This window comes from Paenibacillus sp. R-74696, assembly GCF_055814915.1.
In genome coordinates this window covers 605,588-624,710 of sequence record NZ_JBPULM010000030.1, presented here as the reverse complement: position 1 = coordinate 624,710, position 19,123 = coordinate 605,588, and the positions used below count along the sequence as shown (strand labels likewise).

Annotated in this window: 21 protein-coding genes; 15 read left to right on the top strand and 6 right to left on the bottom strand. The window is 49.4% G+C overall.

Features of this window, described 5'->3' with window-relative positions:
* Both ACSR9A_RS14330 and ACSR9A_RS14325 read left to right on the top strand, forming a co-directional pair.
* The gene (locus ACSR9A_RS14330; protein WP_473757815.1) at positions 1–1,068 is read left to right on the top strand and encodes a DUF294 nucleotidyltransferase-like domain-containing protein; all 1,068 of its coding nucleotides are present in this window, start codon (positions 1–3) and stop codon (positions 1,066–1,068) included.
* 17 nt (positions 1,069–1,085) lie between these two features.
* A complete protein-coding gene (locus ACSR9A_RS14325; protein ID WP_341278462.1) occupies positions 1,086–1,820 on the top strand; it encodes a 3'-5' exonuclease in 735 nt (244 codons plus the stop codon).
* Here the strand turns inward: ACSR9A_RS14325 and ACSR9A_RS14320 are convergent.
* Positions 1,807–2,235 carry a M67 family metallopeptidase gene (locus tag ACSR9A_RS14320; RefSeq protein ID WP_473757814.1) on the bottom strand — a complete coding sequence of 143 codons (429 nt, stop codon included), beginning with the start codon at positions 2,233–2,235 and terminating at the stop codon, positions 1,807–1,809. The two genes, ACSR9A_RS14325 and ACSR9A_RS14320, sit on opposite strands and share 14 nt — an antisense overlap.
* Positions 2,236–2,438: 203 nt before the next feature.
* Between ACSR9A_RS14320 and ACSR9A_RS14315 the strand changes: the two genes are divergently transcribed.
* Positions 2,439–2,969 carry a TlpA family protein disulfide reductase gene (locus ACSR9A_RS14315; RefSeq protein ID WP_341278460.1) on the top strand — a complete coding sequence of 177 codons (531 nt, stop codon included), beginning with the start codon at positions 2,439–2,441 and terminating at the stop codon, positions 2,967–2,969.
* Between the two features lie 24 nt (positions 2,970–2,993).
* Positions 2,994–3,905, top strand: a complete 912-nt coding sequence (locus tag ACSR9A_RS14310) for a DMT family transporter (RefSeq protein ID WP_473757813.1) — start codon at positions 2,994–2,996, stop codon at positions 3,903–3,905.
* A 256-nt stretch (positions 3,906–4,161) separates the two neighbouring features.
* Here the strand turns inward: ACSR9A_RS14310 and cimA are convergent, their stop codons facing one another.
* The gene (gene cimA, locus ACSR9A_RS14305; protein ID WP_473757812.1) at positions 4,162–5,775 is read right to left on the bottom strand and encodes a citramalate synthase; all 1,614 of its coding nucleotides are present in this window, start codon (positions 5,773–5,775) and stop codon (positions 4,162–4,164) included.
* A 338-nt stretch (positions 5,776–6,113) separates the two neighbouring features.
* On the opposite strand from cimA, the gene ACSR9A_RS14300 reads away from it, so the two are divergent.
* The 3 genes from ACSR9A_RS14300 (at position 6,114) to ACSR9A_RS14290 (ending at position 9,502) form a co-directional block, all read left to right on the top strand.
* On the top strand, positions 6,114–7,382 hold the full coding sequence (locus ACSR9A_RS14300; RefSeq protein WP_473757811.1) for a DNA polymerase IV: 1,269 nt from the start codon (positions 6,114–6,116) through the stop codon (positions 7,380–7,382).
* Between the two features lie 131 nt (positions 7,383–7,513).
* Positions 7,514–7,747, top strand: a complete 234-nt coding sequence (locus tag ACSR9A_RS14295) for a ferredoxin (protein ID WP_046229957.1) — start codon at positions 7,514–7,516, stop codon at positions 7,745–7,747.
* A gap of 339 nt (positions 7,748–8,086) precedes the next feature.
* The gene (locus ACSR9A_RS14290; protein ID WP_473757810.1) at positions 8,087–9,502 is read left to right on the top strand and encodes a L,D-transpeptidase; all 1,416 of its coding nucleotides are present in this window, start codon (positions 8,087–8,089) and stop codon (positions 9,500–9,502) included.
* On the opposite strand, the gene ACSR9A_RS14285 is transcribed toward ACSR9A_RS14290, so the two are convergent.
* Positions 9,503–9,643, bottom strand: coding sequence for a hypothetical protein (locus tag ACSR9A_RS14285; RefSeq protein WP_473757809.1), 141 nt, complete (start codon positions 9,641–9,643; stop codon positions 9,503–9,505). It lies immediately after the preceding gene.
* 159 nt (positions 9,644–9,802) lie between these two features.
* Here ACSR9A_RS14285 and ACSR9A_RS14280 point away from each other — a divergent pair, with 159 nt between their 5' ends.
* The 4 genes from ACSR9A_RS14280 (at position 9,803) to ACSR9A_RS14265 (ending at position 12,878) form a co-directional block, all read left to right on the top strand.
* Entirely contained in the window at positions 9,803–10,900 is a 1,098-nt protein-coding gene (locus ACSR9A_RS14280; protein ID WP_341278454.1) for a quinone-dependent dihydroorotate dehydrogenase, read from the top strand.
* Between the two features lie 18 nt (positions 10,901–10,918).
* Entirely contained in the window at positions 10,919–11,722 is an 804-nt protein-coding gene (yjbM, locus tag ACSR9A_RS14275; RefSeq protein ID WP_341278453.1) for a GTP diphosphokinase, read from the top strand.
* Between the two features lie 86 nt (positions 11,723–11,808).
* Positions 11,809–12,564 carry a pseudouridine synthase gene (locus tag ACSR9A_RS14270; protein ID WP_473757808.1) on the top strand — a complete coding sequence of 252 codons (756 nt, stop codon included), beginning with the start codon at positions 11,809–11,811 and terminating at the stop codon, positions 12,562–12,564.
* 101 nt (positions 12,565–12,665) lie between these two features.
* Positions 12,666–12,878, top strand: coding sequence for a hypothetical protein (locus ACSR9A_RS14265; RefSeq protein ID WP_473757807.1), 213 nt, complete (start codon positions 12,666–12,668; stop codon positions 12,876–12,878).
* A gap of 95 nt (positions 12,879–12,973) precedes the next feature.
* Here ACSR9A_RS14265 and ACSR9A_RS14260 read toward each other — a convergent pair whose 3' ends face one another.
* Together ACSR9A_RS14260 and ACSR9A_RS14255 are read right to left on the bottom strand one after the other, a co-directional pair.
* On the bottom strand, positions 12,974–13,066 hold the full coding sequence (locus ACSR9A_RS14260; protein WP_081418580.1) for a sporulation protein YjcZ: 93 nt from the start codon (positions 13,064–13,066) through the stop codon (positions 12,974–12,976).
* 263 nt (positions 13,067–13,329) lie between these two features.
* Positions 13,330–15,114, bottom strand: a complete 1,785-nt coding sequence (locus tag ACSR9A_RS14255) for a DEAD/DEAH box helicase (protein ID WP_473757806.1) — start codon at positions 15,112–15,114, stop codon at positions 13,330–13,332.
* Positions 15,115–15,399: 285 nt separating this feature from the next.
* Here ACSR9A_RS14255 and ACSR9A_RS14250 point away from each other — a divergent pair, with 285 nt between their 5' ends.
* The 4 genes from ACSR9A_RS14250 (at position 15,400) to ACSR9A_RS14235 (ending at position 17,837) form a co-directional block, all read left to right on the top strand.
* Positions 15,400–15,600 (top strand): YwbE family protein, encoded by a 201-nt coding sequence (locus tag ACSR9A_RS14250; RefSeq protein ID WP_473757805.1) that lies wholly within the window; start codon positions 15,400–15,402, stop codon positions 15,598–15,600.
* Positions 15,601–15,612: 12 nt separating this feature from the next.
* Complete coding sequence (locus ACSR9A_RS14245) at positions 15,613–15,915, top strand: hypothetical protein (protein WP_473757804.1); 303 nt, start codon at positions 15,613–15,615, stop codon at positions 15,913–15,915.
* A 194-nt stretch (positions 15,916–16,109) separates the two neighbouring features.
* Positions 16,110–17,366, top strand: coding sequence for a GNAT family N-acetyltransferase (locus tag ACSR9A_RS14240; RefSeq protein WP_473757803.1), 1,257 nt, complete (start codon positions 16,110–16,112; stop codon positions 17,364–17,366).
* 27 nt (positions 17,367–17,393) lie between these two features.
* Positions 17,394–17,837 (top strand): VanZ family protein, encoded by a 444-nt coding sequence (locus ACSR9A_RS14235; protein WP_473757802.1) that lies wholly within the window; start codon positions 17,394–17,396, stop codon positions 17,835–17,837.
* Positions 17,838–17,886: 49 nt separating this feature from the next.
* On the opposite strand, the gene lplA is transcribed toward ACSR9A_RS14235, so the two are convergent.
* The gene (gene lplA / locus ACSR9A_RS14230; RefSeq protein WP_473758017.1) at positions 17,887–18,882 is read right to left on the bottom strand and encodes a lipoate--protein ligase; all 996 of its coding nucleotides are present in this window, start codon (positions 18,880–18,882) and stop codon (positions 17,887–17,889) included.
* Between the last annotated feature and the right edge of the window lie 241 nt (positions 18,883–19,123).

The following is a 19,123-nucleotide window of genomic DNA, read 5'->3' as shown; positions in this document are numbered from 1 at the left end:
ATGACGGACCCTGTGCATGTGGAGCTGCTGGAGCAGATCGGCTCAGCCGGAGAGGCGGGCACGCTGCGCAGCTTGCGGGATCAGGTACATGATCGGATGAAGGAAGCTCTCCTTGCAAGCCCTGTCGAACAGTTTAATGAACAATTGAATGAGATGCATGATTCGGTGATCAGCCGGGCAATTGCACTCGCAGAAGCGGAAATGGCACGGATGGGGAAGGGTTCTCCTCCCGTGCCTTACGCCTATTTATTATTCGGCAGCGGAGGCAGGGAAGAGCAAACCTTGTCCAGCGATCAGGACAGCGGCATTGTTTATGAGAATACAGTTGGTGATGAGCCGTATGTGCAGCGCTACTTTAATGAATTATCAGCGTTAATTGTCAGCTACCTCCAAACAGCTGGATATCCTCCATGTGAGGGAGAGGTAATCAGCAGCAACCCCGAGTGGTGCAAATCACTATCAGCATGGGAGGAGCAAATTAACCTGTGGTTTAAGGAGCCGAGCTGGGAGGCTGTTCGGTATTTGCTAATTATAGCGGATGCACGCTGTATTTTTGGAAGCGAACTGCTCATGCAGAAATTTAAGGATATTTTTTTCACCGACATGCTGGCAACGCCGATTATTATTAGACGCATGCTGGAAAATACGATGAGGCACAAAATGCTGCTTGGCGTATTCGGCCATTTGCTTAAAGAGCAATATGGAGAGGATGCAGGCAGTCTGGACATTAAATATGGGGCCTACATTCCTATGGTCAACGCGATTCGTTTGTTATCGATACAGCGAGGCATTCGCGAGTCTTCTACGATGGATCGCATGCGGAGGCTTTTGGAAGAAAAGGAGCTTTCGGAGCAGGAAGCCAAGCAATGTGAGCAGGCTTTTCTCTTTATTCTTAAGCTTCGACTGTTATCAATTGAAAGCTCGGAAAACGGCTGGTATGGCAACAATGGCAAAGTAGCTTCTCGCAAGCTGACTAAAGAGATGAAAGATCAATTAAAGAAAAGCTTGCGGCTGGGCAAGAAGCTGCAGCGCAAAGTGTATAAAACCACGATGGGAAGGCTTGTGTAAGGCGGTGGATGGAGATTATGAAGGAACCTAAAGGCGTGGGACGGATGTGGAGCTTATATAAAATGGGCGGCTTTACGCCGGCCATAGCCTCAATGCTGGGATCGCAAAACGCCCAGCAAATGGCTTTTATTCGCTCTGTCAACAAAGAGCAGCGCAAGCAATCCCCGCTTGACATGCTGCTTAGAGAAATGGAATTTATCGTGTTCGACTTGGAGACAACGGGATTTTACCCGTCGAATGGAGATGAAATTATTTCCTTTGGCGCCGTATTAATGCGGGGGAGCGAAATTTATTCCTCGGAGACGTTCTACAGCCTCGTTAATCCAAAGCGCCGCATTCCGCGGGCTATTGTGGAGCTAACGGGCATTACGAATGAAATGGTAGAGGATGCCCCTGATTTAATGCAGGTGCTGCATGACTTCATGGAGTTTGTCGGCAAGCGGCCGCTTGTTGCCCATGCTTCCGGACATGATAAGCAATTTCTCAACGCTGCGCTATGGCGAACGTCGAAGGTTAACTTAAATCACCGTGTATTAGATACGATGATGGTTGCCAAGTGGCTGGAGCCGAAGCGTGATAGCTACGCGCTTGATGATTTGCTGGAAGACAGCGGCATTACGATTACACAGCGGCATCACGCGCTGGAGGATTCTTTAATGACGGCGGAATTGTGGCAGGCGTATCTGCGGCGTATTTTTGAGCGGAATATAAATACGCTGGGCGACCTGTATGCTTATCTCAGTCAGCGATAGCCCATTGCAATGGCTGGAAGCATCCGTTCATGTAGCAATAAGCCTGTATTTCAGGCTGCAAAGGCTGCTGCAAAGAAATAATCCAATACGACAATAATAGATCATCCGAATGGATGCCGAGCCCATCAGCAGTTGAAGGATGGGGATGCGACGTTGGGTGAGAGTGAAAGAAGCCGAGCAGAGATTGCCGGCTTTTTTGCATGTGGTAATAAGCCTTTACCCAATCGTCTGGAGCGAAAGCGAAGGCGGTGGCAGGGGAAGAATGGACGTTGGCAATAGCGGTCACGTCCACTATTTTGCCGATATCCCTTTCACCTGTCAAAATTCCGCAGGCTTCCCTGGGCAATGCTTCCCGGCATGAGGCAATGAGCCGATCATAAGCCTGTGTTGTTATATGTATTAGCTGCAACTGCACGCAAATGCCCTCCCGTCAATCGTATATCCTATATCGTATATGGAATAGGTATGATTTGATTTATTTTAACCTAAAATAAAAGGGGAAAACATGGCGGATATGACGGTTTAATGAAGGAAAGCTGTTTTTCTTGAGCTTGTCTTGCCGGCCATGTTACGATAGAAGCAGATAAAAGCATCAATTTGGCAGGAGGATTTGGGAAAATGAAGAAGGCGTCCGCATGGTTTATAGTAGCTTTTGTGCTGGCAGGCTTGGCCATTTCGCAATATATGGAGAAAGACAGCGCAATTATTGCTGCTTCCGGAGATTTTAAGCCGAAAGCGGGATATTCTGCCCAGCAATTTGAGCTGCAGGCGCTTGATGAGCAGATGTACAAAATCGGTGGCGAGCAGGGCAAGCTTAGCTTCGTGAATTTTTGGGCGTCATGGTGTGGCCCTTGTGAGCTGGAGGCGCCTGATTTGCAGGAGCTTCATGAGAAGTACGGGGATAAAATCGCAATGTATGGCGTTAATTCAACTAAGTTTGACAAAGAGCGCGCGGCAAGGCAATTTGTGGCGGATCATGAATTCACGTTTACCATTCTGATGGATCGTGAGGGAGATGTCACGAAGGAATATAAGGTAAATACTTTTCCGACGACGTTTCTAATTGACTCCAAAGGTGTCATTCGCGAAAGAATCAATGGCGTCATTCCGCTTTCGGAATGGGATCGTCTCATTGAAAAATATTCATAAGCAAATAAGGGAGTCTGCACGAACATGAATACAGAACGGAAGAAATTATGGCTCCACCCTTATGTATGGCTGTTTATTGCCGTTTTGGCTGTTGCGGTATCGTCGATTATTATCAAGTTTTCAAGTGCCCCTTCCTCGGTTGCAGGGATGTACCGGTTATTAATTACCGTCGTTATTATGCTGCCGCTTGTACCGTGGAAGGTGCTGCGGAAGATTCGGCTAACCGGCAAAGAGTGGATGGTTTTAAGTTGTGCAGGCTTTTTTCTCGGCCTGCATTTTTTGTTGTGGATGGAATCGCTGAAATATACGTCTGTTGCAAGCTCCATGGTATTTATAACGCTGCAGCCATTTTTTGTTATGCTTGGCTCGTTTCTTCTGTTTAAAGAGCGCCAGACGATAGCGGGCAGCCTTTGTATGGCGATGGCAGTATTGGGCTCCTTCGTTATCGCTTGGGGCGATATCGGAATTTCGCGTGAGGCATTATTTGGCGATTTATTGTCCTTGCTCGGAACGATGGCGGTTGCCGTGTATATGATAGCTGGGCAAAAGGTCAGCAGCAGCCTGCCCTCGAATCTTTATAGCTTAATTGTATTTTTGATTGCAGGAACAGTCATGTTCATTTACAATCTCGTCAATCAAATTGCATTGACGGGGTATGCTGCGGAGGAATGGATGTATTTCGTCTTGCTTGCGATTATTCCGACGATCTTCGGACACTTGGTGTTTAATATGCTGCTGAAGTATATTGGGGCGACGAACGTTTCGATGGCGATTATCGGCGAGCCGGTGCTGGCCATGATTTTGGCTTATTTTCTGCTTAATGAATATTTAAATACTGCGCAGCTAATTGGAAGCTTTTTGACGATTGCCAGCATGGGCCTATTTTTCCGACTAAGGGCCCGGTACACAGCAGTTGCTGCGGAGACAGCCGCTTAAGGAGGAAGCATCTTTCATTGGAGCTGCCTGCAAAAATAGCGTTCGACCATTTTAACAAAGCATAAGCTTCAACGGCCGAAAGCTGTCCTCTGACGGCAAAGCTACCGTTTCGAGGGTGGAATATAGAGAAAGGATAGAAAAATCATATCCTTTCCTTTCCTATATTTTTAAAAAAGGGCATTCCTGCAAGCCAGTTATTACTGCTGGCTTGAGGAATGCCCTTTTTTATCGTTACAGTTGCCTATTATGCGCTAAATTAATGGTTTACTAGTCCATGCTGCTCGGTTACAGGGGCATCAATAGCATCGGGTTTGCCCATGTTGAGCAGAGCGTAGCGAATGCCGTCAACCAATGCTTCCCAGCTTGCTTCGATTACATTGTTAGAAACACCTACGGTGCTCCATGTGTTGTCGATGCTCGTAGACTCTACAAGTACGCGCACTTTAGCGGCTGTAGCGTCTTTTTCGTCGATTACACGAACTTTGTAGTCGGACAAATGGATCTGCTTGATTTTTGGATAAAACTGCACGAGTGCCTTTCTTAAGGCGTTATCAAGCGCGTTGACAGGGCCGTTGCCCTCCGCAGCAGTATAAACCTGCTCGCCGCCAACGTTCAGCTTGACGATCGCCTCGGTGCGGAGCGCACCTTGCGAATTTTCCACCAGCATTTTAAAGGACTCGACCGTGAAAATTTCTTCGACCTCGCCAAAAGCTTCTCTAAGCAGCAGCTCAAGCGATGCATCAGCACCTTCAAATTGATAGCCTTGATGCTCCAGGTCTTTAATCCGCTCCATAATTTGCTTCGTTTTCTCGTTGTTGGCATTCACATCGAGGCCAAGCTCCTGGGCCTTGGATATGATGTTGCTTTGGCCTGCCAGCTCGGAGACGAGTATGCGCTGTTTGTTGCCAACGAGTTCCGGCGCGATATGCTCATAGGTTTTGGAATCCTTCATAATCGCCGACACGTGGATGCCGCCTTTATGGGCGAAAGCTGCATTGCCGACATAAGGCTGTCCTACAGGCATATGAACGTTGGCAATTTCACTGACAAAACGTGCGGTTCCTGTTAGCAAGCCCAGCTTGTCATCCGGTAAACAGTTATAGCCCATTTTAAGCTGCAAATTGGGAATAATCGAACAAAGATTGGCATTGCCACAGCGTTCGCCATACCCATTGATTGTACCTTGTATTTGACGAGCTCCGGCTTGCACAGCAGCAAGCGAGTTTGCAACGGCCAGCTCACAGTCGTTGTGTGTATGAATGCCAATCGGAGCATTCAGCTCGGCGCGAACACGCGACACGATTTCGTGAATTTCGCCTGGCAGCGTGCCGCCATTCGTATCGCAAAGCACGAGCCAATCCGTTCCCGCTTCCTGCGCCTTGCGCAGCACAGCCAGCGCGTATTCCGGATTATGCTTGTACCCGTCGAAGAAATGCTCCGCGTCAAACATCGCTTCAATGCCGTTATGCTTGAGGAAAGCAAGCGAGTCGTAGACCATAGCTATGTTTTCTTCAAGTGTCGTTTGCAGAGCGGTGTGCACGTGAAAATCCCAAGATTTCCCGACTAACGTCGCTGCAGGAACGCCGGATTCTTTAATTCTAAGCAAATTAGCATCCTGGTGAGCTAGACTGAACTTGCGTCTAGTACTGCCAAATGCCGTAATCTTCGCTTGCAAATTATACGCTTTAATGCGCTCGAAAAACTCAATATCCTTGCTATTGCTTCCCGGGTTGCCGCCCTCAATATAATGAACGCCTAGTGCATCAAGCTTTAAAGCAATCTTCAGCTTGTCCTCCGCTGATAGGCTGATGCCTTCTCCTTGCGTACCATCACGCAGCGTCGTGTCAAAAATAGTTAAATTCATTGTCATGGCCAGAAGGCCTCCTTCTTCACTGATAGCCTTTACAATTATAATGAATTATTATAACACTAGTTGACTGGAATGTAGAGGGGAGCCATTACTTTTTTTAAATATAAGAATGTATGAAGGTCAATGTATAAGGGTCACCCTATACATTCCTATTTCACCCTCGAAACGGTTGCATTGCCGCCAGAGGACGGAGACAGCCGTTTTCGCTTGTGACTTTTGCAGTTTGCTGTTGTTCAATTGACTTGCTACATTGGCAGCGGTATGCTGATAAGTACAAATAAACAACGGTGGAGACGTAGCGTTCAAGCGGTTCTCCTCGCAGGTGGTGGAACTCTACAATGACGAATACGCATGAGCATTATCCAGCGAAGGGCCGCGTCATTTTGCATCTGGATATGAATGCCTTCTACTGCTCTGTCCATGAGGCGGAGGAGCCGGATAAATATAAAGATAAACCAACAGCCGTTGCCGGCAGCGTGGAGCTGCGCAAAGGGATCATCGTCACCTGCTCATATACAGCCAGAAGGCTAGGGGTCAAGACCGGCATGACGGTGCGCGAGGGGCTTAGACGTTGTCCTGATCTCATCCTTATTCAGCCGGACTTCCATTTATACCGCAAATATTCACGAGGTTTCATGACGCTTGCCAGAAGCTATACAGATATGGTGGAAGCTGTTTCAATAGATGAATGCTATATGGATATAACCGGTTCGAAAATATTTGGAACACCGCTGGAAATTGCCAGCGCTTTGCAGGAGCGTATCCGTACAGAGTGGCAGCTGCCCAGCTCTATTGGCATTGCTCCGAATAAGCTGCTGGCGAAGATGGCCTCGGATATGAAAAAACCGAATGGGATGACGGTGCTGCGGCTGCGCGATGTACCAGAACTGCTATGGGACAAGCCGTGCGGCGTGCTATTCGGTATTGGGAAAAAGACGGCAGACAAGCTGGCTCGGCTCAATATTCGCACAATTGGACAGCTTGCACAGACGGATGAACGGCTGCTCATTAAGCAGTTTGGCGTCGTTGGAGCGTGGATGAAAGGGGCAGCAAGTGGCATTGACCACGCTCCTGTGAATGGAGAGCGGGAATTGAATAAGTCGATCGGTCATACGACGACGCTGCCGAAGGATTTTATCGTCAGGGAAGATATTCACCGTGTTCTGCTTAACTTATCGGATCAGACCGCACGCCGGCTTAGAAGGCAGAAGCTGATGGCACTTACGGTGCAAATTACGGTTCGCAGACCAGACATGTCGACCATTACCCGTTCGAATACATTTCGCTCGCCAACGCATGCGATGGAAGATATTTTTCAGGAAGCCTGCCGCTTGTTCGACAAGCATTGGCAGGAGGGAGAGCCGGTGAGGCTGCTGGGAGTTACGCTGCAAAATTTGTCGCCTGAGGTGAATACAGCGGTTCAGCTGGATCTGTTCAATTATGAGGAGCAGCCGCGGAAGGAAGCGCTGACAAAGACGATGGACTTGCTGCGGGACAAGTTTGGCGAGAATGCGGTGTTAACGGCGGGGATGCTCAGCGATGATCCTTCCGCACTGATTCGCAATAAGCGGCTGCGGGGCACTTCGCTGCAAAAGGAAGATTTTTAAACGTGGTGTCAGGTTGCCAAAGGCCGAATGATGGTATATATTGATGAATGAAGCTTTATTATTATGATGTCATTAACGGAAGACAAGCTATATAGCGGCATTATTCCGTCACTTTATGGGAGGTATTTTGAATGGCTAAGTACACTTGGGTAGAAAAGGATACTTGTATTGCATGCGGCGCATGCGGCGCAACGGCTCCTGACATTTATGATTACGATGATGAAGGTCTGGCAGAGGTGATTTTCGGCAACGACGGCAATAAAGGCTGTGTTGCAATCTCGGAAGATCTTTATGACGATATGCAAGATGCAGTAGACGGCTGCCCGACTGATTCGATTAAAATCGCGGACGCGCCTTTTAACTAAACCCAGCTTAAACCTAAGCTCCTCAACTATGCAGAAGTTGCACTGCGTAGATGGGGAGCTTTTTTGTGTGCGAAGTGGGCTTTAAATAGAAGAATAGATAAGGCTGGCGCTTATCATTGTGCTTCTATTTCTACGCGAAACGAGCTTTTGCCACTGTCGGTTGGCAAAGCCGTTTACACTAGAAATAGAAGAATAGATAAGGCTGGCGCTTATCATTGTGCTTCTATATTCTACGCGAAACGAGCTTTTGCCACCAAAGGTTGGCAAAGCCGTTTACACTAGAGTCAAAAAAAAGGTAAATGCTGCCGATATAGTGGTATTGGACTTTGAGGGGGGTTAATGATGGAGCAATTAGAGGATAACCTCTATCTGAAGCAATATGTTAGAAATCATCCTGACAATAAAATGGCCTGGTATTTGCTCGGTAAGCAATATTTGCAGTTGGATAAAACGGCGAAAGCAAATTATTGCTTCATTCAAGCAGGGGAAATTTACGAGGCATTTGAGCGCAAGCCTCATCCGCTAGCGGAAAGCCCACAGGAAATGCTGGAGGATTGGAATCGCCAGCAGCGTAAAAAACGGAGAATTCGCCGCGCAATAATGGGAGCGATTTCGATTGCGCTGCTGCTAATGGTCATGCCTTCGAACGCAAGCAAGTTAGCTGATCCTGCTGCAGCAGGAATGGCTGCTGTTATCGACGCGCCTATTGATCCAACCTTCGGCGTCGTGCTGACCGACAAGGGTGAGCGCAATCCGATCGGAAGCGCTTGGGAAGAGCTGCTTTCCTGGACTAAGAGGCCATCTGTAGCGGCAGTAGTCAAACTTGAGGAGCAGGAGGGCTGGCGCAAATGGACAGGCAGTCGCAAGCTGCTGATGTCGGTGGAGCAGCAGTCCGATTATGTACCGATGGAAGTGAAAATGCTTGATGGCGGAGTATGCAGCTGCAAGCCGGCTGATGCATCCACGGTGAAAACAAAGTTCAAGGCGTGGAGCGAGCAGCAGGAGGTTCGTTGGACACTTGCCAGCGCCATCTATCAGTACAAGCGGATGCAAGAGAAGTGGCCGGAAAAGCTGGATGATCTCATTAAGCCATACCCCAACAATGTTTTGGCTGGTGAAACATCTGGCATGAAGGAGATGTTTAAACCACTTGTTGCCGCAATGAAAACGGATCAGTCAGGGGCGAAACAGCCTGCGCAGCAGCAAAATGAAGCAGAAGGCGACAAGCCAAAGACGGATTCAGGGCAACGTCAATCGCAGTTTATGCAGAGTAATTCGGATGAATTAGTAGGTGGAGTAGACCAAACCTGGCGCAAGCCGCTTGAAATCGTCGTCGATAAATCCACTTATAGACTAGCAGTTGTTAGTGGCGACATTATCGTTCGCAGCTTCAAGGTTGGGCTAGGTGGCGACAAAACGCCGGAAGGCAGCTTTTATATTAGCGAGAAGGTGAAAAATCCGAATGGGCGCGATAATGGCCAGTTCGGCAGCAGGGGGATGACGCTTTCCAGTACGCTTTATGCCATCCATGGCACAGATGAGCCGGATAGCCTCGAACAGGATGAATCGCTCGGATGCATTCGTATGGGGAAACAGGATGTGGAGGAGTTGTTTGATCTGGTGCCGATGGGTACGATCGTCAAAATTAAAAACGGGACTCTGCCGTCCGAAATTTCGGAATCCAAGGAGCGCTTCAAGCTGAATCCGAGTCAGGACGAGACGAATCCCGGTAAAGTATATCACTGGCTGGGCTGATTAACCGCTAACCAATAACAAAACGGTGACGGCGACAATGACAACTCCAATAACAGCGCCTATCCAGACGAGTGCTTTCTTATTGACCTCTTCGGGCGCTTTTGCTCTAACTGTGGGTGGTTTGCGTTTGGGTGAACTCATGGCCATCAACCTCTTTCTAATAAATAAGGAATATAGTCATATTGTAATCGTTTTCGGAAAGAGCCGCAATAACAAAGGAGCCGTATTGCCCTTTTCTTTTCTGGGCAAAAACGCTACACTATTGGGTAGGACATTTATTGTAGATCGGAGTGAGTATAATTGCTTTATTCTTCATTAGGTAAGCCGATATTTTTTCGCATGGATCCGGAGAAAGCTCACCATTTGGTTATAGATGGATTGCATGCTGCTGGGCGCGTTCCGGGCATGACGGGCATCATGCATGCGATGTATGGGGTAAATGAGACGCCGGAGCTTGCCGTGGATTTATTCGGCATTCATTTTCCGCATCCGATAGGGCTTGCGGCAGGGCTGGATAAGAACGCCAAGGCAGCCGATGGCTTTTCCAGCATAGGCTTTGGCTTTATGGAAGTAGGAACGGTAACTCCGAAGAGCCAGCCAGGCAATGAGCAGCCGAGACTGTTCCGGCTTCCGCCTGACGAAGCGCTGATTAACCGAATGGGCTTCAATAATGATGGCGTTGATGCGATGGCAGAGCGGCTGAACAAGCGCAAAATACACCGCATCCCGCTCGCTGTCAATATCGGAAAAAACAAAGTGACGCCCAATGAGCTTGCTCATGAGGATTATCGCTTATGCATTCAGGCGCTGTATGGACAGGGCGATTTTTTTGTCGTCAACATTAGCTCGCCCAATACGCCGGACTTGCGTGCGTTGCAGCATGGGGATGAGCTGAGACTGCTCCTTGATACCGTTTTGGAGGAAATCAGGCAGCAGGCGTCGAAATCAGGAAAAAGCGCGAAGCCAGTATTGGTCAAAATTGCTCCGGACATGACGGATGAGCAGCTTAAGCTGACGGTAGCGACAATTAAGGACAGCGGCGTTTCCGGCATTATTGCGACGAATACAACCGTTTCACGCACGGGACTAACCCATTCGAACGCTGGGGAAATGGGCGGCCTGAGTGGCGTTCCGGTTCGCGAGCGTTCAACAGAGGTTATTCGTGCGGTTTACCGTCAGACGGAGGGCAAGCTGCCGATCATTGGCTCGGGTGGCATTTTCACCGCAGCTGATGCATACGATAAAATCCGCGCTGGGGCCTCATTGGTTGAAGTATATACGGCTCTAATCTACAAGGGCCCAGGCTTGCTGCGTGAATTGACCAGCGGCTTGAAAGAGCGCCTGCGCAAAGATGGCTACCGCAGCATAACGGAGGCTATCGGCGCAGACCATAGATAAGATGAGGAGGCGGCCCTGATGGATGGACGAGACTGGAATCTATTTTTACAGCCTTACGAGCAAACGGTTGAAGAACTCAAAGTTAAATTTAAAACGCTGCGCGTAGAGCTGAAAAGGCGTGAATCCTATTCGCCAATTGAATTTGTCACAGGCCGAGTGAAGAAGGTTTCGAGCGTTTTGGAGAAGGCAAGGCGGCTGCATGTGCCAGCTGACCAGCTGGAGCAAGGGATTGAGGATATTGCGGGCATTCGCATTATGTGCCAGTTCGTTGATGATATTCACCGGGTTGCCGGATTAATTCGTTCGCGCAAAGATTTGAAGCTTGTGAATGAGAAGGATTATATTACGAATTACAAGGATAGTGGTTATCGCAGCTATCATATGATCGTGGAATATCCTGTCCAAACGGCGCTCGGTCAGAAAAAGGTATTGGCAGAAATTCAGATTCGCACGCTTGCGATGAATTTCTGGGCGACGATCGAGCACTCGCTGAACTATAAATATAAGGAAAGCCTGCCTGAGGATGTGCGTCTGCGTCTCAAAAAGGCGGCGGAGGCGGCCTCCTCCCTTGATGAGGAGATGTCGAGCATTCGCCATGAAATTTTGGATGCGCAGCGCGGCTTCGAGGAAAGCTCGAATGTTGTCAGCAAGGTGCTCAGCACGATACAGGATCTTTATTTTTACCACCGCGTTCGGGAAGCTGCTCAATTTCAGCTGAAATTTAATGAAATGTGGGAGCAGGAGGATTTGTTCGGGCTCCAGCAGCTTGCTCTTGACGTTGAAGCGGCGGTTTTGCGGGCGAAGAAGGGTACGCAAAGCTAATAACAGACCTCCAGTGGCGCACAAGCGAGCGCCTTTGGGGGTTTGTTGCATAAATAGGGAAGCAGATATTTGGAGGAGAGATCGTTTTGGCAGCAAAAATAAGGCTGGACAAGCTGTTGTCCCATACGGGCAACGGCACGAGAAGTGAAATAAAAAAATTCGTCAAACAGGGGCTCGTTACAGTTAACGGAGCTGTTGTGAAAGATAGCGGCATGATTATTAATCCTGAACTGCATGAGGTCAGGTTCGAAGGACGGCAGGTCAATTACCGGGAATTCGCTTATTTTATGATGAACAAGCCAGCAGGCGTTGTATCGGCGACGGAGGATCGTAAAGATGAGACAGTCGTCGATTTGCTCGAAAATGAGGATCAAGCGATCCAGCCGTTTCCGGTAGGGCGTCTGGACAAGGATACGGTTGGTCTGCTGCTGCTGACCAATGATGGGCAACTGGCCCACGAGCTGCTGTCGCCGCGCAAGCATGTGCCCAAAACGTATGAGGCTGTAGTGCGAGGGAATGTAGGACGTGCAGATCAAGATCAGTTCACTGCGGGCGTTGAGCTGGATGATGGGTATGTGACGATGCCTGCCCGTCTAAATGTACGGAGCCAAGAACAGACGGATGAAGGCGTTATGTCGATGATTACGTTAACGATTATGGAAGGGAAATTCCACCAGGTCAAGCGGATGTTTGAGGCAGTAGGCAAACAGGTTGTCCATTTAAAGCGGGTGGCCATGGGTCCTCTGGCGCTGGATCCTGAGCTTGAAGAGGGTAGCTATCGTGAGCTGACTGAAGGCGAGTTGGAGCTGCTTCGTACTTATCGACGGACAGATTTGCAATAATGACGGGATAGAAAGCAGCAGCATTCGAAGCAAAAGGAATGAGACAATCTGTCAGCATCATAGGGTAGGTTAATAAATACCATTCCTGAGGTGATTGCTGCTTGCGCGCCCAAACCTTTAAAGTATACGTCATTACATCAGCAGATATCAGGCGTTTCATTATAATTGAAATCGTAATCGGTACGCTGACGTACAATGTGGGGCTTAAGCTGCTGCACAACGCCATTTGGGCAGGAACGCTGAGCTTTGCGGGAACCGAGAGCATTAAACGGAGCTTGCAGCTGATCAGGCGTAAGGGTGAAAATAAAAAATGATTCTTACTCCCTTGTACATCAGGAGCAATAAAGCACAGAAAAACCGCCAGGAGCGCGAATCCCGGCGGTTTTTTGCATGCAGTGTGAGGTTAGGATTAGTACAAAAATCCTTTAGTTATGATGACCAGAAGAATAAACAGGACCAGGATGGCACCCGTCGATGTGAAGCCTCCATGTACACCAGACATGCTAATTCCTCCTGTACAGTTAATTTCCGGCTTAGGGTGCTGCTTTATTGAAATGTTCGTTTCCCTGCCGCTCGGTATACAGTATTGTATGTATTTCGCCCTGTTTGGAATGGACTCCTGTCATGGGTCATTTATAATTGGGCTCTTGTAAGGCCGCTAATTTCAGCAGCTTATGATGGATGTTACTATGGCGAATGCCCGGGAGGGATGAAAAAAGCAGCCTTCGTCGATAGGTATCGACGAAGGCTGCTTGAAATGTTAATTTATCTTTTGCGACCGCGACTGCTTCCAGCTCCGCCGCCACGGGAAGGGCTGGATCCACGGCTGGAACCGCCGGAATTGCGACCACCGCTGCCAGAACCGGAGCTGCGTCCACCGGAACTGCGTGTTCCAGAGCTGCGCGGTGCACCTGAGGAGGAACGTTCGCTGCGCTCGCCGCCACCGAAGCTGCGAGGACCGGAAGGCCGTTCGCTGCGCTCGCCACCGCCGAAGCTGCGAGGACCGGAAGGCCGTTCGCTGCGCTCGCCACCGCCGAAGCTGCGAGGACCGGAAGGCCGTTCGCTGCGCTCGCCACCACCGAAGCTGCGAGGACCGGAAGGCCGTTCGCTGCGCTCGCCACCACTGAAGCTACGCTCTCCATTGCCGCCACGCTTGCTTCCAGTATTGCCGCCGCTTGCTGCTTCCCAGGGGCTGCCGCCGCCCGATTTGCTTGGAGCTGCTGACCGTTCAGCCTGCTGCCCACGGCCTCTGCCGCCAGCTTGCTGACGTCCGCGACCACCAGAGGATTCGCCGCCTCGGCGTCCTTGCTGACCGGAACGTCCCGAATCGCGTCCACCGCGTGTTCTTCCGCCACGCTCTGATGAGGAGGAATCTCTGCCATATGCCTTGGCTGGAGCTGCTGAGCGCTTCGTGTTGTCAGCTGTTAATTGGCCTTCTTCATCAATCGTAAAGCGCTGCAGGGAAGCATCAATGCTGCGCTCGATATGAGCAACTGCGCCGCGATCATGCGGTGAAGAGAGAGTTACTGCTGTACCGCGCTGACCTGCACGGCCTGTACGGCCGATACGGTGAATATAAATTTCCGAATCCTGCGGCACATCATAGTTGTACACATGAGTAACGCCTTCTACATCAAGTCCGCGCGCAGCGACATCCGTTGCGACGAGAATTTGCAGCTTGGCATCGCGGAAACGCTTCATGACCTGCTCGCGCTTCGCTTGCGTCAAATCGCCATGCAGCTCGTCCGAAGGAATGCCTTTATCCTGCAAAGCAGCATTCAGTTTTTTGGCCCGCACCTTCGTCCGGCAGAAAATAACGGCCAAATAAGGGTTATGCTGCTCAATGAGCTGCATAACGGCACGTTCACGTCCGCGGTCCGTTGTTTCGATGACGAATTGCTTAATGTTGTCGAGCGTCACATGCGTGCTTTGAATACGGATATCGACTGGCGTATTCATATAGTTCGCAGCAAGGCGCTTAATCGCTTCCGGCATCGTAGCCGAAAACAGCATCGTCTGGCGGGCTCTAGGCATATGCGCGATAATGTTCTCGACGTCCGGCAGGAAGCCCATATGCAGCATTTGGTCAGCCTCATCCAGCACGAGCATTTTCAGCTTGCCCAGGTTGATCGTCTCCCGGCGAATATGGTCAAGCAAACGACCAGGTGTTGCTACAACGATATGGGGAGCGTTGTTCAGCTTGCGAATTTGTGCGACAACATCTTGTCCGCCGTAAGCGGCTAGCACCGTAGCGCCAACAGTCGGAGCAAGCTTCGTAAGCTCACTCGTAATTTGAATGGCGAGCTCGCGGGTTGGAGTCAAAATAAGCGCCTGCACCTGTTCCTTGTGCACTTGAATGCGCTGCAATATAGGCAAGGCAAAGGCAAGCGTTTTGCCTGTTCCGGTTTGAGCTTGGGCAATGACGTCTTGTCCCGCAAGCAGCACGGGAATCGATTTTTTTTGAACCGGTGTTGGCTCGGTAATTCCGTTCTCATGGAGACGCGAGGCCAGCTCCGGCATGACGCCCATTGCAGTAAAATCAGTTGACATTAGACAATTTCCTCATTTCATAAAACATCGTTTGGTGTTAAGTATAACAGGTTGTACCCATCATGTGCATCTTTCCTGTACATATGCTATGCTATTTTGAAAGAAAAGTATAAAATATTTCAAGGTGAAACGGCAATTGCCACCCTTTGGCAGCTTGGCGCGTTTCAATCCGAGAAATATAAGCCTATTATAAGGATTAAACTTATAACTGCTTATATTTTGAAAAAGTCTTAATCAAGTGCAAATTTTGGTTCACCACGCTTTTTTGAAAAGGAAGGGTAACGCATGAAAGGAACGAATCGCGCGGCGGTCAAGCCGGGCCAGCAGGTCGATATTGTGCTAAAGCAGGATCAGCGTACGGGCAAGCTGACGAGAGGCATCGTCAAGGATTTGCTGACGAATTCCGGCACGCATCCACACGGCATTAAAGTTCGGCTGACGGATGGGCAAGTGGGCCGTGTTAAGCATATTTTACCAGGGGAATAAGGAGATGGACGAGTGGCATTCGGCATATCCAGAACCGAAATGAATGCTTGGAAGGAACGGGTGCAGAGCGGCGAAATCGCTTTTTTGACGCATTATTGGCTGGACCCGCGCTTTCCAGCTATGAAGACGGTAACGAAGGTAGGCTGCTCCAATATAGACAAGCTGGCGCAGTGGTGCATGTCTTATGGGCTCGATCCCCGGTATATTCACTACCGAGACAGCTATCCGCATTTTGATCTGTTTGGGCCGAAGCAGCGACCGATTTTAATGGCGGAGCAGCAGCTGGACCAAATAACCCGCTTTAAATTGCTTTAATGGATATATTGTTAATAGATAAATGGTTAATGGAATGGCATGTGCCGCCGTCAGGGCGGCTGTTTGGCTTCGATAAGAGGGCAAAACCTATTATATATCATGCCGAATATGAGATTTCAATTTTACGAGTTTAATGGAATGAATTATAAAAGTAAGCTCACATATAGAGAAAGCGAAGCGAGGGAGAGCGGTACATGGAGCAGGAGCAGGGAAAACAGCAGTTGCTCAAGTATTTTCAGGAATGGATTACATTTGTGGAGGAGCTGGAGCAGCAGGAGGAAGCAGTATGGGAGCTAAGCTTGGCTCCGGGAAAATGGTCTGTTCGCGAAGTCGTCGCTCATATTGCGCTTTGGGATCGTTATTTTCTCACGACAGCAATTGAGAGATTGGGTCGGCAGCAGGTGCTGACGCTCAAGCATTTGGATCATAATGCTTTTAATGAAAATGCCCGTTTATATGGTCGCTATACTTCAATTGCCAAGCTGATCAGGCAGACGATTCAGGATCGTGAAGCGATTGTGGGGCTCATTCAAGCTTTGCCGGAGCAGCAGTATGCAGCTGAATACATAGATAGCGAGGGGCATCCCTTCCGGCTGCAGGCGTATTTGACCGATTTTATCGCGCATGACCGGCATCATATGGCACAGATTAAGCAGCTTCTGGACGGCGCTGCATTAGATTCATCCTTGGAGGAGCGGCTTCATCTCAAGCTGGAGGAGCTATCGATGAATGCTTGGCCTGCGCTGCAGGTGCTCATGTATGAGGGGTGGCAGCTCCGTCTGGCGAACGGCTATACAAAACGGTCAAACTCCATTGTGCCAGCAGCCTGCAGTGGGGAAGAGCTGTCGCGAAAAATCGCCTATGGCGAAGCTTTTTATTCGGCGCATGGACTGGATACGGCCTATAAAATAACTCCATTCTCCCAGCCGCCAGAGCTGGATGAGACGCTTGCGCTGCGAGGCTACGACAAAATAGACCCAGTTTACGTAAAAACGGCGCCCCTTGCTCAAATGCGCAAACCGGCTGGCGGGCTGGACGTTCGCATAGATTCTTTTTTAAGCGAAGCTTGGCTGGAAGCTTATACGTCGATGGCGAAGCATACGGCTGATGAGCGGGAGACGCTGAAAAAAATGTTTGCATCACCGCCGTTCCAGACGGCCTTTGCTGTGCTTTATGTAGAGGGAGCGCCGGCGGCTTGCGGTATTGGCGTTATGGAGCGAGGATATATCGGTCTGTATGCCGTCGTGACCTCACCAGATTTTCGCAGGCGTGGATTTGGCGAGCAGCTTCTGCTGCATATTTTGCAGTGGGGCAAGGAGAGTGGGGCGGAGCACAGTTATCTGCTCGTTACACATGCTAATGAGGCGGCTAATCGCTTGTATGACAAGCTGGGTTTTACGCTGAAATACAACTACTGGTATCGGGTGAAAAAATTAGCGGCGTCCCATTAACCCGGGCGAAGTGGAGGGGCGATTACGTTGAAGCAGGCAGGCGGGAATTCCGGTTCCTTTGCACAAAAAGTGACAGCCGCTCTTATCGTTGTGTATACGATTTGGCTCATTTATGCGATGTTTTTTGGCTTTGGCCGGCAGGCGGGCAGCAGTGCGGAGCTTCGATATAATATCATTCCGTTTTCGACTATCAAGCTGTATGTAACGAACTTTTATCATATAAACCTTGGCGATTGGATCATTAATATGGGCGGCAACATTGTCGTGTTCGTACCTTTTGGCCTCGCGCTTCCCATTGTTTTTCGCTGGCGGCTGGGCAAGACGCTGCTGTCGTTTCTGCTATTTATTACGCTGCTGGAAGTGCTGCAAATGCTCACGAGGCGCGGCAGCTTTGACATCGATGATATACTCATGAACAGCGTCGCTGTTATGCTTGGTTACGGCATTGTTGTCTGGTTTAGGAAGCAATAAAAGGCGCCCTAGGCTCTCTTAATTAGAGAAAGCCGGGCGCCTTTTGCTTTTATTCGAAAATCAGGCCCATTAAGTCGTCCTTCGTCACTTTGCCGAAATAATAGCCTAGATCGATCTCGCCAAGCAGCTTGCCGAGCGCAGCAGCTTCGTAACGCTGGCCAATAAGCTGCTTTGCAAATTCGCTGCTCTCGCCACGGCCGAAGAAATCGCCATATACGGCGGCATCCACAATCAGGCCTTCTTCAACTTGGAGACGCACATCGAATGTACCAGCTCCTTCTATCCGCTTCGTCTGGCGCATATTGAATGCTGGCGACCGGCCATAATTCCAATCCCAGTTGCGATATCTCGTCTGGGCGAGCTCGCGGACATCTGCCCATTGTTCCTCAGTCAGCTCGTAATAAGGAATTTCCTCGCTGCCTTCAAAAATGGAAGCGAGCACGCTTTGGCGGAAGTCTTCAATTGTAATAGGTGCTGCCAGAAACTCGGAAATGTTGGCCACGCGGCTGCGAATCGATTTTGTCGCTTTCGACACATATTTTTCGGGATTCGCTTTTAAAGCCGATACGACATTTTCAATTTCGGAATCAAACAGCAAGGTGCCGTGGCTAAACATTCTGCCCCGTGCCGAAAACTGCGCGTTGCCGGAAATTTTTCGTTCGCCTACTTGAATATCGTTGCGACCCGTAAGCTCTGCCTGAACGCCAAGCGTGGCTAGCGCCTTTACGACAGGCTCGGTGAATTTTTTGAAATTATGGAACGATTGGCCATCGTCACTCATGATGAAGCTGAAATTTAAATTACCTTCGTCATGATAAACGGCCCCGCCGCCGGACAGCCGGCGCACGACATGGATATTATTTTCCTCTACATAGCGCGGGTTGATTTCTTCCATTGTATTTTGGTTTTTGCCAATAATAATGGAAGGCTCATTAATATAAAACAGCAAATAATCGTCTTCCGGCGGCAGCGACCGTAAAATATATTCTTCCAGCGCCAAATTAAGCGCAGGGTCTGTTATATGTTTGTTGCTTACAAAACGCATCATAACGATTCCTCCGAAAATAGTAATAGGTTGCAAAAGCTTGCTGCTCCTATTATACCCCTCCTTGGGGCAAATGCCATGGATAAATGAGAGCGGATTTTCAACCCGCAAGGAGAAATGCTTTTTCTCGCCAAAAAGGACTGTCGTTCACGCATCGTTCATTTTGGCATGCAAGAAGTGAGAATTTTGGAATAAAAAGGGAAGTTGCGGAGGGGCTATCTCTTGACATCGCGCGAAAGCT